This window comes from Virgisporangium aurantiacum (genome assembly GCF_016863635.1).
In the GTDB taxonomy this organism is placed as follows: Bacteria; Actinomycetota; Actinomycetes; order Mycobacteriales; family Micromonosporaceae; genus Virgisporangium; species Virgisporangium aurantiacum.
Genome location: NZ_BOPG01000003.1, coordinates 55458 through 67565, shown reverse-complemented (window position 1 = coordinate 67565; position 12108 = coordinate 55458). Strand labels below are relative to the sequence as shown.

11 protein-coding genes are annotated in these 12108 nt (G+C 71.1%); 7 read left to right on the top strand and 4 right to left on the bottom strand.

Translation table 11 applies throughout. The annotated features are described in order from the left end of the window. Positions 1 to 4: 4 nt before the first annotated feature. Together Vau01_RS00985 and Vau01_RS00980 are read left to right on the top strand one after the other, a co-directional pair. A complete protein-coding gene (locus tag Vau01_RS00985) occupies positions 5 to 742 on the top strand; it encodes an SDR family NAD(P)-dependent oxidoreductase (RefSeq protein ID WP_203985946.1) in 738 nt (245 codons plus the stop codon). Between the two features lie 9 nt (positions 743 to 751). Then, positions 752 to 1156 (top strand): carboxymuconolactone decarboxylase family protein, encoded by a 405-nt coding sequence (locus tag Vau01_RS00980; protein WP_203985943.1) that lies wholly within the window; start codon positions 752 to 754, stop codon positions 1154 to 1156. Here the strand turns inward: Vau01_RS00980 and Vau01_RS00975 are convergent. Next, entirely contained in the window at positions 1143 to 1979 is an 837-nt protein-coding gene (locus Vau01_RS00975; RefSeq protein ID WP_203985940.1) for an SMP-30/gluconolactonase/LRE family protein, read from the bottom strand. The two genes, Vau01_RS00980 and Vau01_RS00975, sit on opposite strands and share 14 nt — an antisense overlap. A gap of 63 nt (positions 1980 to 2042) precedes the next feature. Here Vau01_RS00975 and Vau01_RS00970 point away from each other — a divergent pair, with 63 nt between their 5' ends. Beyond that, entirely contained in the window at positions 2043 to 2498 is a 456-nt protein-coding gene (locus tag Vau01_RS00970) for a ribose-5-phosphate isomerase (RefSeq protein WP_203985936.1), read from the top strand. A gap of 53 nt (positions 2499 to 2551) precedes the next feature. Further along, positions 2552 to 3529: a LacI family DNA-binding transcriptional regulator gene (locus Vau01_RS00965; RefSeq protein ID WP_203985933.1), complete on the top strand. Its 978-nt coding sequence runs from the start codon at positions 2552 to 2554 to the stop codon at positions 3527 to 3529. A 4-nt stretch (positions 3530 to 3533) separates the two neighbouring features. On the opposite strand, the gene Vau01_RS00960 is transcribed toward Vau01_RS00965, so the two are convergent. Next, positions 3534 to 5240, bottom strand: coding sequence for an IlvD/Edd family dehydratase (locus tag Vau01_RS00960; RefSeq protein WP_203985930.1), 1707 nt, complete (start codon positions 5238 to 5240; stop codon positions 3534 to 3536). 32 nt (positions 5241 to 5272) lie between these two features. Between Vau01_RS00960 and Vau01_RS00955 the strand changes: the two genes are divergently transcribed. Further along, positions 5273 to 6280 carry a zinc-dependent alcohol dehydrogenase gene (locus tag Vau01_RS00955; RefSeq protein ID WP_203985927.1) on the top strand — a complete coding sequence of 336 codons (1008 nt, stop codon included), beginning with the start codon at positions 5273 to 5275 and terminating at the stop codon, positions 6278 to 6280. Between the two features lie 67 nt (positions 6281 to 6347). Here Vau01_RS00955 and Vau01_RS00950 read toward each other — a convergent pair whose 3' ends face one another. Further along, the gene (locus Vau01_RS00950) at positions 6348 to 7910 is read right to left on the bottom strand and encodes a DEAD/DEAH box helicase (RefSeq protein ID WP_203986573.1); all 1563 of its coding nucleotides are present in this window, start codon (positions 7908 to 7910) and stop codon (positions 6348 to 6350) included. 70 nt (positions 7911 to 7980) lie between these two features. Beyond that, the gene (locus Vau01_RS00945; RefSeq protein WP_203985924.1) at positions 7981 to 8679 is read right to left on the bottom strand and encodes a MerR family transcriptional regulator; all 699 of its coding nucleotides are present in this window, start codon (positions 8677 to 8679) and stop codon (positions 7981 to 7983) included. 101 nt (positions 8680 to 8780) lie between these two features. Here Vau01_RS00945 and Vau01_RS00940 point away from each other — a divergent pair, with 101 nt between their 5' ends. Then, positions 8781 to 11066 (top strand): ATP-binding cassette domain-containing protein, encoded by a 2286-nt coding sequence (locus tag Vau01_RS00940; protein WP_203985921.1) that lies wholly within the window; start codon positions 8781 to 8783, stop codon positions 11064 to 11066. Positions 11067 to 11114: 48 nt separating this feature from the next. Beyond that, positions 11115 to 12107 (top strand): DNA polymerase domain-containing protein, encoded by a 993-nt coding sequence (locus Vau01_RS00935; RefSeq protein WP_203985918.1) that lies wholly within the window; start codon positions 11115 to 11117, stop codon positions 12105 to 12107. The last annotated feature ends 1 nt before the right edge of the window (position 12108 follow it).

Here is a 12108-nt window from a genome sequence, read left to right as displayed (position 1 = left end):
CCGCGTGACCACTCTTGCGGGCCGGCGGGCCATCGTGACGGGCGCCGCGGGTGCCCTCGGGCAGGTCATCGCGGAGCGATTGGCCGCGGAGGGCGCGGCCGTCGCCGGGCTCGACCTCAACGCCGAGGGGTTGTCGGCACTGGCCGGGAAGGTCGACGGCCTCGCGGAGCCGGTCGACCTCACCGACTTCGACGCCGTGCAGCAAGCGGTCGGCCGGATCGTCGAGAAGTGGGGCGGTGTCGACGTTCTCGTCAACGGCGCCGGCGGCGGTGCGGTCAGCTGGTTCCACGAGATGACGCCGGAAACCTGGTCGGTTCAGCTCGATCGCAACCTCACGTCGGTCTTCAACGTGACGCGGGCCGTGCTGCCGTCGATGCTGGAGCAGCGGTACGGGCGCATCATCAACATCGCGTCGATCGCGGCGATCTCGGGCGGCCGGTTGGTGCGCGGGGCCACCGCGTACGCGGCCGCGAAGGCGGGCGTCGTGGGCCTCACCAAGGCGCTGGCCATCGAGGTGGCCGAGCAGGGCGTCACCGTCAACTGCATCGCGCCGGGCGCGCAGGCGACGCCGGGCCGTGACCGCGACACCCCGGACCGCCGCGAGGCGCTGCTGAACCAGATTCCGACCCGCCTGCTCGGCGAGCCCGAGCACCTGGCCCGCACGATCGCGTTCCTGGCCGGCCCGGCCGCCGTGAACATCACCGGCGTCATCCTGCCGCTCGACGGCGGGCACTCGATCTAAGGAGAACACGTGTCCGACGACCGCCTCGACAAGGGTCGCAAGCGTTTCGAGGAACTCTACGGACCGGGCACGGCCGACAACCTGATCGCCGGCCAGACCGGCCTGGCACAGGACCTGGCCCGGTACGGCGTCGAGTTCAACTTCGGCGACGTCTACTCGCGTCCCGGGCTCACGCTCGCCCAACGCGAGATGATCACGATCGGCGTGCTGGTGGCACTCGGTGGCCTGGAACCGCAACTGCGCGGCCACACGCGCGGCGCCCTCAACGCCGGCCTCAGCCCGACCGAGATCCTCGAGACGGTCATCCACACGGTTCAGTACGTCGGCTTTCCGCGTGCGCTGAACGCCATCAAGGTGGTCACCGAACGCCTGGAGGAGTGCGGCGCGGAGATCCCGCCGCCTACGACAGCCTGACGCGGAACAGGCTGGTCTTGCCGGTGATGTAGAGATGACCGTCGCCGAAGCAGAGGTTCGACGCCACCTCCGGCAACGGGATCGTGAACAACCGCGAGCCGGCCGGCGAGTACACCTGCACCCCGTCGCCGCTGGAGGTCCACACGCGGCCGAGCGCGTCGACCCGGAACCCGTCGGGTACGCCGGGCTCGACGACCGCGAACACCCGTCCGTTGCGGCACGTGCCGTCGACGACGTCGTACGCGCGGATGTGATGGTGTCCGTCGGCGTGCCACAGCACCGACGTGTCCGACACGTAGAGGATGCGCTCGTCGGGCGAGAACGCCAGCCCGTTCGGGTGCCACAGGTCGGTGGCGACGGCGTCGAGGCGACCGGCGGCCTCGTCGAACCGGAACACGTAGCAGCCGCCGTACTCCTCCTCGCCCGGATGGCCCTGCGCACCGGAGTGGTGGATGCCGTACGGGGGATCGGTGAACCAGATCGACCCGTCCCGGGCGACGACGACGTCGTTGGGCGAGTTCAGCCGGCGTCCCCGGAACGAATCGACCACAGTGGACAGTTGCCCGGACAGATCGCGCTCGATCGCGCGGCGGCCGTGCGAGCACTGCAGCACCGCGCCGGAGTGGTCGAGCGTGCGGCCGTTGGTGTACTCGACCCCGGTGCGGTAGACGCCCGCGCGTCCGGTCAGGGCGTCGTACTCGAGGATGCGGTCGTTCGGGATGTCGCTCCAGCGCACCCGCCGCTCGCGGGGCAGCCACACCGGACCCTCGCCCCACGCCGTCCCGGTGAATAACGTTTCAAGTGTGGAGACGTCAGGACGCATCTGTTCAGCATGACAGATATGCGCTAGCTTTGACACGTTTCAAGTTGCAGACGGAGGGGCGCGATGACCGGGTGGCGCATCGTCGTCGGGTCCGACGACGCGGGCTACGACTACAAGGAGGTCCTCAAGCGGGACCTGGAGGCCAGCGCCCTGGTCGAGAGCGTCGTCGACGTCGGTGTGGCGGCCGACGACCGTACGGCCTACCCGCACGTGGCGGTGCGGGCCGCACAACTGGTGGCTGACGGCCGCGCCGACCGCGCGCTGCTGGTGTGCGGAACCGGCCTGGGCGTGGCGATCGCGGCCAACAAGGTGCGCGGCATCCGCGCGGTGACCGCGCACGACTCGTACTCGGTCGAGCGGGCGATACTCAGCAACAACGCGCAGGTGCTGACGATGGGGCAGCGCGTCATCGGGCTGGAGCTCGCGCGTCGCCTGGTACGGCAGTGGCTGGAGTACCGGTTCGACGAGGGGTCGGCGTCGGCCGCGAAAGTCAGAGCCATCGGCGCGTACGAAAGCTAGTACGGTGTCAGAGACCGGGAGAGGGTGAAGTGGCGCGGATAGGGATCCGGGAGGTGGCCGCACAGGCGGGCGTCTCGATGGGCACGGTTTCGCACTACCTGAACCACCCGTCGCGGGTCTCCGCCGAGAAGGCCGGGCGCATCCAGGCCGCCATCGACAACCTCGGGTTCGTGCGGAACAACGCCGGGCGGCAGTTGCGGCTGGGCCGCAGCACCACGATGGCCTACATCGTCCCGGACGTCAGCAACCCGTTCTTCGCGACCATTGCCGAAGGCGTGGAGCAGCGGGCGTCCGAAGCGGGTCTGTCGGTCTTCCTGGCGAACTCGGGCGGCAAGCGCGCCCGCGAGGACTCGTACCTCGAGCTGTTCCAGGAGCACGGCGTGCTCGGGATCCTGGTCGCGTCGCCCGAGCCGATCGAAGACCGGTTGGCCGCGATCAAGAGCCGCGGCACGCCCTCGGTGCTCGTCGGGCAGCTCGCTGCGTCGCCGGCACAGCCGAGCGTGTCGATCGACGACGTCTCCGGCGGCTACCTCGCCGCCCGGCACCTCATCGAGATCGGCTGCCGTCGGCTCGCGTTCGTCGGCGGGCCGCTGAGCATCCGTCAGGTCGCCGACCGGCTGCAGGGCGCCAGCCGCGCCGTCCGCGAGGCCGGCTCGGCCACCCTGGAGATCATCGACGTCGAGCCGCGCGTGATCGCCGTCGGGCACAAGGTCGGCGCCGAGATCGCCGGCCGGCCCGAGGCGAACCGTCCCGACGGCGTGTTCACGGTCAACGACATGCTCGGCATCGGTCTCGTGCAGACGCTCGTGACCAGTGGGGTGCGGGTGCCGGAAGAGATCGCCGTGATCGGTTACGACGACATCGAGTACGCCGAGAACTCGTTGGTACCGCTGAGTTCGATTCGGCCGCCGCACCAGGAGTTCGGGATCGCGGCGGTCGACCTGATGCTCGTGATGGTCGAGGAGAAGGAGTCGGACCTGCACCGGGTGTTCGCACCCGAACTGGTGGTACGGAGAAGCGCGGAGCGCTAGACACTCAGTGTGATTCCCGGGCCACCCGGTCGCCGCTCGCGCCGACCAGGAACCCCAGGTCCGCACCGGTGTCGGCGCCGAGCACGGTGTCGACGTACAGCTTCTCCCACCCGCGCCGGGGCTCGGCCAGCGCGGCCAGCATCGCGGGTGCCGGCTCACGCGCGTCAAGATCTGCCTGGACGTCGATGCGCCGCCGGGCCACGTCGAGCGTCACGACGTCGCCGGTGCGTACCCGGGCCAGCGGTCCGCCGGTGGCCGCCTCGGGAGCCACGTGCAGCACCACGGTTCCGTACGCGGTGCCGCTCATCCGCCCGTCGCACACCCGCACCATGTCGCGCACGCCCTGCCGTAGAACCTTCTCCGGCAGCGGCAGGTTCGCGACCTCCGGCATCCCCGGATACCCCTTCGGCCCGCAGCCGCGCAGCACGAGAACCGAGTCGGCGTCGACGTCGAGCGTCGGGTCGTCGATGCGCGCGTGCATGTCTTCGACGGAGTCGAAGACGACCGCCCGGCCCTGGTGCGTCAGCAGTTCCGGCGTCGCGGCGGCCGGCTTGATGATGGCGCCGTCGGGCGCGAGGTTGCCGCGGAGAACCGCGATGCCCGCGTGTGGTTTGAGGGGGGACGCACGTGAGCGGATCACCTCGTCGTCGAAGATCTGGCCCGTACCGATCTCGTCGACCAGTGGCCGCCCGCTGACCGTGAGCGCCTCCGGGTCGAGCAGGTCGCGCACCTCCTGCAGCACGGCGTGCAGGCCGCCGGCCCGGTGCAGGTCCTCCATCAGGTGCCGACCGGCCGGCTGCAGGTCGACGAGCAGCGGGACGTCGGCACCGATGCTGTCGAAGTCGTCCAACGCGAGCGGTGTCCCCACGCGTCCCGCGATCGCCAGAAGGTGGACCACGGCGTTGGTGGAACCACCCAGCGCCGCGAGCGCGACGATCGCATTGCGGAATGCGCTCCGGGTGAGGATGTCGCTGGGCTTCCGCTGCTTCTCGACCAGGTCGACGACGAGCCGTCCGGACTCGTGCGCGCGGGCGAGGAGCCGGCTGTCGGGCGCCGGGATGCCCGCGGTGCCCGGCAGCACCATGCCGAGCGACTCCGCGAGCAGCCCCATGGTGGACGCGGTGCCCATCGTGTTGCAGTGCCCGCGGCTGCGGATCATCGACGACTCGGAGTCGATGAAGTCCTTTTCGGACAGTGTGCCCGCGCGGACCTCCTCGCTCAGCCGCCACACGTCGGTGCCGCAGCCGAGCGGCACGCCGCGGAACGTGCCGGTGAGCATCGGTCCGCCGGGCACGACGATCGCCGGCAGGTCGACGGACGCGGCGGCCATCAGCAGCGCGGGGATCGTCTTGTCGCAGCCGCCGAGCAGCACGACGCCGTCGACCGGGTTGGCGCGCAGCATCTCCTCGGCGGCCATCGCGGCCATGTTGCGCCAGAGCATCGCGGTGGGGCGCACGAGCGTCTCGCCGAGCGACACCACGGGCAGGTTCAACGGGACGCCGCCGGCCGCCCAGATCCCCTGCTTGACGCTCTCGGCGACCTCGTTGAGGTGGCTGTTGCACGGGGTGAGATCGGACGCGCTGTTGGCGATGGCGATCTGCGGGCGCCCGGTGAAGGCGTCGGGCGGCGCGCCCCGGCGCATCCAGGCCCGGTGGATGTAGGCGTTCCGGTCGTTGCCGGCGTACCACTGCGCGCTGCGGAGCTCGGACATGTACGTTCTCCCTTTAGAAAGGGACCCTACCCGTGCGCGCCTTTGTTATCACCGGTCCACGTTCATCGGCCGTGGTCGACGTGCCGCCGCCGGTCGCCGCTTCCGGCGAGGTCGTGGTCGACGTCCGGCGGGCCGGCGTGTGCGGCACCGACGTCGAGTTCTTCACCGGCGAGATGGCGTACCTGCACTCGGGCGACGCCGCCTACCCGATGCGGATCGGGCACGAGTGGTGCGGGGTCGTGGCGTCGGTCGGCACCGGCGTGGACCCGTCGTGGGTCGGCCGCCGGGTCACCGGTGACACGATGCTGGGGTGCTCGTCGTGCGCCCGGTGTGTGTCGGGGCGGCAGCACCTGTGCGCGTCGCGCTACGAGATCGGCATCCGGGGCGGCTGGCCGGGCGCGCTCGCGTCGTCGCTGCTGGTTCCCGCCAGGGCTCTGGTGCCGCTGCCGTCCACTGTGGACGACACGGTCGGCGCGCTGGTCGAGCCCGGCGGCAACGCGTTGCGGGCGTTCCGGGCGGCCGGCGTCGCCGCGGGGGAGCGGCTGCTCGTGGTGGGCCCGGGCGCGATCGGGTTGCTGGTGGCGCTGATCGCCCGCTCGTTCGGCGTCGACGTGCACCTGCTCGGGGTGACGCCGGCGTCGCTGTCGTTCGCGCGGTCGCTCGGGTTCGCCTCGGTGTGGACGCCGTCCGACGTCCCCGCCCTGGGATTCGACGGGGTGGTCGACGCCTCGACCGGCGCCGAGGTGCCCGCGCTGGCGCTGTCGGTGGTCGAGCCCGGCCGACGGGTCGTCTACATCGGACTGTCGGGCGAGCCGAGCCTGGTCGACTCCCGCGAGCTGGTCTTCAAGGACCTGACGGTGACGGGGATCCTGAGTGCCTCGGGTGGCCTGGAGGGCACCGTCGACCTGTACGCCAGCGGCACGGTGGATCCCCGCCCGCTGGTGGCGACCACGGTAGGTCTCGACGAGGTGGCGGCGATCCTGGCCGGCGATCGCCCCGCCGGCCAGGCTCCGAAGATCCACGTCGACCCGACCCGCTGACCCCTCTGGATCTTGGACTCCTTGCGGGCCTGGAGCACCGCGCGGAGTCCAAGATCCAGTTGTCAGGTCAGCGGGAGCGGCCGGCCCTTGACCGGCTGGAGAACGCGGCGGCTCCGCCGGAGCGGGGCGCGGGTGCCGCGGATGCGGTGCCGGCCCGGCCCGCTCCGGCCCGCCGTGACCTGGTCGGCCGGGGTGCGTGTCCGTCCGCCGCGGCGGCCCGTCCGGTGCCCGCTCCGCGTCGCGGCTCGGCGACGCGTCCGGCATCCGCGGTGCGGCTTCCGCCGGCAGCGCGTCCCGAGTCCGCGGCGCGTCCGGAGACCGTCGCGCGCCCGGAGCCGGACGTGCGGCCGGCGGCCGGTGACTGCCGGCGGCCCGCTGTCCGGGTGCGGTCTCCGCCGCCGCCCGACGTTCCGCCCGACGACCCGCCCGAGGCGCGGCCCGGGGGCACGGCCTCCGGCTGGACGAACGAGCGCTGCCCCGGGGCCAGCTCCGCCAGCAGCGGATCGCCGAGCCGGAGGCGGGTGGTCGTCGGCTTGATGCCGGCGCGGTTGGCCAGGTCGCGGACGTCGGCCACCTGGGCGTCGGTCATCAGCGTCACCACGGTGCCGGCGGCGCCGGCCCGGGCGGTGCGGCCGGAGCGGTGCAGGTAGGCCTTGTGCTCCGCGGGCGGATCGGCGTGGATGACGAGCGTCACATCGTCGACGTGGATGCCGCGCGCCGCGATGTCGGTGGCGACCAGCGTGCGGACCTTGCCCTCGGCGAAGTCGGACATGTTGCGCGTACGGGCGTTCTGCGCCAGGTTGCCGTGCAGTTCGACGGCCGGCACGCCGGCGGCGACGAGCTTCTTGGTGAGCACCTTGGCACCGCGCTTGGTGCGGGTGAAGACCAGCGAGCGGCCCGGTGCCGCCGTGAGGTCGACGAGCACCGGGAAGCGGTCGTCGGCACGCACGTGCAGCATGTGGTGCGACATCGTCTCCACCGGGGACTGCGGCGAGTCGACACTGTGCGTCACCGGCTTGTACAGGAAGCGGCGGACCAGCACGTCGACGGCGGCGTCGAGCGTGGCCGAGAAGAGCAGGCGCTGCCCGTCTTCCGGCGTCTGGTCGAGCAGCCGCCGCACGGCCGGCAGGAACCCGAGGTCGGCCATGTGGTCGGCCTCGTCGAGCACCGTGACCTCGACCGAGTCGAGGCTGGCGTGGCCCGACCGCACATGGTCCTCGAGCCGGCCGGGGCAGGCGACGAGGACGTCGACGCCCTTCGCCAGCGCGTTGATCTGCGGACGGGCACCGACGCCGCCGAACACGGTGAGTACCCGCATCGACAGTGTGTCGGCGAGCGGGGTGAGCGACGCCTCGATCTGGGTGGCGAGCTCGCGGGTCGGGGCCAGGATGAGCGCGCGCGGGCGCCCGGGCCGGCGGCGGGTGCCGCTGGCCGCGAGCCGGGCCAGGAGCGGCACCACGAACGCGTAGGTCTTTCCGGAACCGGTGCGGCCGCGGCCCAGCACGTCGCGGCCGGCCAACGCGTCGGGCAGCGTGGCCGTTTGAATGGGGAACGGGCTGGTGACGCCCTGGGTGGCGAGAGCGGCGACAAGCGCCTGCGGCACACCGAGGGCGGCGAACGACGTGGTAATCGGATCTCCGAACGTTGCAGTGGAGCCTCAACGGCCGGCGTCACACTCGCTCGGCGGACTCGTGATCTCCCTACTGTACCCGAGTCAGGTACTCGTACAGTGCGGCAGACGCCTGGAGGCGGAGCAAACTGCGTCGATGGAGATCCTGCTCACGTCTGGCAAGCTCGGCGCGGACGCGGTGCGGACTGCCGGTTGTGCGTAGTTCGTCGATCACGGCCCGTACGATCGAGATCGGGTAGTTGCCCCGTCGCAGCAGCGCCACCACCCGCGCGCGGCGCAGTTCGGCGTCGTCGTAGACCCGGTAACCGGTCACCCGTTCGCGCGACGGGCGCAGCAGCCCGTGCCGCTCCCACACCCGCAACGCCGACGTGCGCACGCCCACGGCGTCGGCAACCGCCCCGATCCGGAAGACGGCCCGCGCCGGCGCACCCGTCGGCAACGGCAGGAGCGTGGCGAACGCGCCGAGCACCCCCGCGATCTCGGACCGTTCCCGGTCGAGTTCGGCGTGGCTGCGGTCGAGTTCGGCGAGCGCGGTGGCGACGTCGCCCGCGTGCACGGAGCGCATCACGATGCGGGCCCGCTCCCAGCCGTGCCCCTCGGCGAGCAGCCGCACCACCCGCAACGCCGCGGCGTGCTCCGGCGTGAAGATGCGGTATCCCGCCTCGGTGCGGGCCAGCGGCGGCAGCACACCTTCCGCCTCGTAGTTGCGCACCTGCTGCACGGAGACGCCCGCACCGCGGGCCACGTCGATCGCGCGGAGCCGGGCCACGCGACGAGCATAGTGGTGTAGACGGGGTTGAGACTTCGAGGTGCAAACGCGTCTAAATTCTTTGAATCTCTACCCTGGGCGTTCAATGAAACACTTGAACGGTGGATACGAATTCCCAGAGGAACGCGGCCGACAGCCATGACGTGATCCAGGTCCGCGGCGCGCGGGAGAACAATCTCGCCGACATCTCCCTCGACATTCCCAAGCGCCGGCTCACCGTCTTCACCGGCGTCTCGGGGTCCGGAAAGTCGTCGCTCGTGTTCGGCACCATCGCCGCCGAGTCGCAGCGCCTCATCAACGAGACGTACACCGCGTTCCTGCAGTCGTTCATGCCGAACATCCCGCGCCCCGACGTCGACGCGCTGCACAACCTCAGCGCGGCGATCGTGGTGGACCAGGAGCGGATGGGCGCCAACGCCCGGTCGACCGTCGGCACCGCGACCGACGCGTTCACCATGCTGCGCATCGTGTTCAGCCGCCTCGGGCAGCCGTACATCGGCCACTCCGGGTTCTTCAGCTTCAACCTGCCCGACGGCATGTGCCCGAACTGTGAAGGGCTCGGGCGGGTCACCACCATCGACGAGGACGAACTCGTCGACAAGGACCTGTCGCTGAACGAGGGCGCGGTCACGGTCCCCAACTTTCAGGTCGGAACCTGGTACTGGAAGGGATTGGCGGAGTCCGGGTACGTCGACCCGGACCGGAAGCTGCGCGACTACACCGAACAGCAGTGGTTCGACCTCATGCACCGCCCCGCCGAGAAACGCAAGATGATGGGCATGAACACCACGTACGAGGGGCTCGTGGTGAAGGTGCAGCGGCTGTTCCTCAGCAAGGACAAGGAGTCCGGGCAGGCGCACATCAAGTCCTTTGTGGACCGTGCGGTCACGTTCCGGTCGTGCCCGGCGTGCGCGGGCGCGCGGCTGAACGAGGCGGCGCTGTCGTCACGCATCAGGGGGCGCAACATCGCCGACTGCGCCTCGATGCAGATCAGCGACCTCGCGGCGTTCCTGCACGAGATCGACGATCCGTCGGTCGGGCCGCTGATGGCGAACCTGCGCGACCTGCTCGACTCGCTCGACGGGATCGGGCTCGGCTACCTGAGCCTCGACCGGGAGTCGGGCACGCTCAGCGGTGGCGAGGCGCAGCGCGTGAAAATGGTGCGGCACCTGGGATCCAGCCTCACCGACGTCACCTATGTCTTCGACGAGCCGACGGTCGGCCTCCACCCGCACGACATCCGGCGCATGAACGAGCTGCTGCAACGCCTGCGCGACAAGGGAAACACGGTACTGGTCGTGGAGCACAAGCCGGAGACCATCGAGATCGCCGACCATGTCGTCGATCTCGGCCCGGGCGCCGGGTCCGCCGGGGGCCGGGTGTGCTTCGCGGGTGACGTCGTCGGGCTCCGCGGATCGGGGACGCTCACCGGCGAACACCTCGACCACCGCGCCGGTCTCCGCGACCAGGTACGCAAGCCGACCGGATTTCTCGAGATCCGCGGCGCGACGCGGCACAACCTCCGCGACGTCGACGTCGACATCCCGCTCGGCGTGCTCACCGTGGTCACCGGTGTGGCCGGATCCGGGAAGAGCTCGCTGATCCACGGGTCCCTCGGCCGGCGCAGCGACGTGATCGTGGTCGACCAGTCGGCGATCCGCGGGTCGCGGCGCAGCAACCCGGCCACCTACAGCGGGCTGCTCGACCCGATCCGGGCCGCGTTCGCGAAGGCCAACGGCGTCAAGGCCGCGCTGTTCAGCGCGAACTCCGAGGGCGCCTGCCAGAACTGCAAGGGGATCGGGCTGGTCTACACCGACCTGGCGATGATGGCCGGCGTGGCGACGGTGTGCGAGCGGTGCGAGGGCAAGCGGTTCACGGCGGAGGTGCTCAAGCACACGCTGAACGGGAAGAACATCAGCGAGGTGCTGGCGATGCCGGTCACCGAGGCCCGGGAGTTCTTCACGAAGGGCCAGGCCCGGCTGATCCTCAACCGGCTGGCCGACGTCGGGCTGGGCTACCTGGGGCTGGGCCAGCCGTTGACCACGCTGTCGGGCGGCGAGCGCCAACGCCTGAAGCTGGCGATCCACATGGCCGAGAAGGCGTGCACGTACGTGCTCGACGAGCCCACCACGGGCCTCCACCTGGCCGACGTCGACCAGCTGCTCGCCCTGCTCGACCGCCTGGTCGACACCGGCAACTCGGTGATCGTGATCGAACACCACCAGGCCGTGATGGCCCACGCCGACTGGCTGATCGACCTGGGCCCCGGCGCCGGCCACGACGGCGGCCGGATCGTCTTCGCGGGCACCCCGGCCGACCTGGTCGCGACGGCGGAGACGCTGACCGCCCAGCACCTGCGTGAGTACCTGGAGAAAGCCGTCTCCTGACGCGGTTCGGGTTGCGCGGGGTGGGGGGCGTCCCGGAAGGTTGACCGGGTGGCGGGCAGAGCATCCAAAGGCAAGGCACCCAAGGAGACGCGGCACGGGGTCGACCTCACCAACCTCGACCAGCCGCTGTTCGACGGCGCCGAGGCGAGCAAGCGTGACCTCGTCGACTATCTCGACGCCGTGCACGACAGGATTCTGCCCGGGCTGCGCGACCGGCCGCTCTCGGTGATCCGGGTGCGGCCGGGGCAGCCGCCGTTCATGCAGAAGAACCTGCCCAAGTACACGCCGGACTTCGTGGCGACGACCACGGTGTGGGCGGAGGCGTCGCACCGCGAGATCAACTATGCCCTGTGCAACGACCTGCCGACCCTCATCTGGTTCGCCAACCAGCGGGCGGTCGAGTACCACCCGACGCTGTTCACCGACGGGAACTGGCAGCACCCGTCGCACCTGATCCTCGACCTCGACCCGCCCGAGGGCACCGAGGCGTTCGACCTCGCCGTGAAGGCCGCCCACCTGGTGCGGCAGGCGCTGGCCGACGTGGGCATGGCGGGCGCGGTGAAGACCAGCGGGTCGAAGGGCGTCCACGTGTTCGTGCCGCTCGACCCCGGTGACGCCGCCACCCCCGAGGACATCGCGGCGGCCACGCGGGCGGTGGCGAGGCGGGCCGAGCAGATCGACCCGGCGCTCGCCACCACGGCCTACATCAAGGAGGACCGCGAGGGGAAGGTGTTCCTCGACTCCACCCGCGCCGGTGGGGCGACCGTGGTCGCCGCCTACAGTCCGCGGGTGCGGCCGGGCACGCCGGTGTCGTTCCCGGTGCCGTGGGACGAGCTGGACAGCGTCTCCCCGAAGGATTTCACCGTGCGCTCGGCGCCGGGGCTGCTCAAGGACGGCGACCCGTGGGCCGAGCTGCTGCCCGAGCCGCAGCGCATCGACCCCGGCCTCATCGAGCTGGGCCACACCATCCCGGTGGCCCGGGTCGCGGCCATGCACGAGGGCAAGCGGCGCAAGCGGGCGGCGGAGAAGGCGTCCGAATAAA

Bases quoted from the DNA above. Each gene is read 5' to 3' on its own strand.
- Vau01_RS00975 (WP_203985940.1), bottom strand. From the start codon at position 1,979: ATGCGTCCTGACGTCTCCACACTTGAAACGTTATTCACCGGGACGGCG.
- Vau01_RS00970 (WP_203985936.1), top strand. From the start codon at position 2,043: ATGACCGGGTGGCGCATCGTCGTCGGGTCCGACGACGCGGGCTACGAC.
- Vau01_RS00960 (WP_203985930.1), bottom strand. From the start codon at position 5,240: ATGTCCGAGCTCCGCAGCGCGCAGTGGTACGCCGGCAACGACCGGAAC.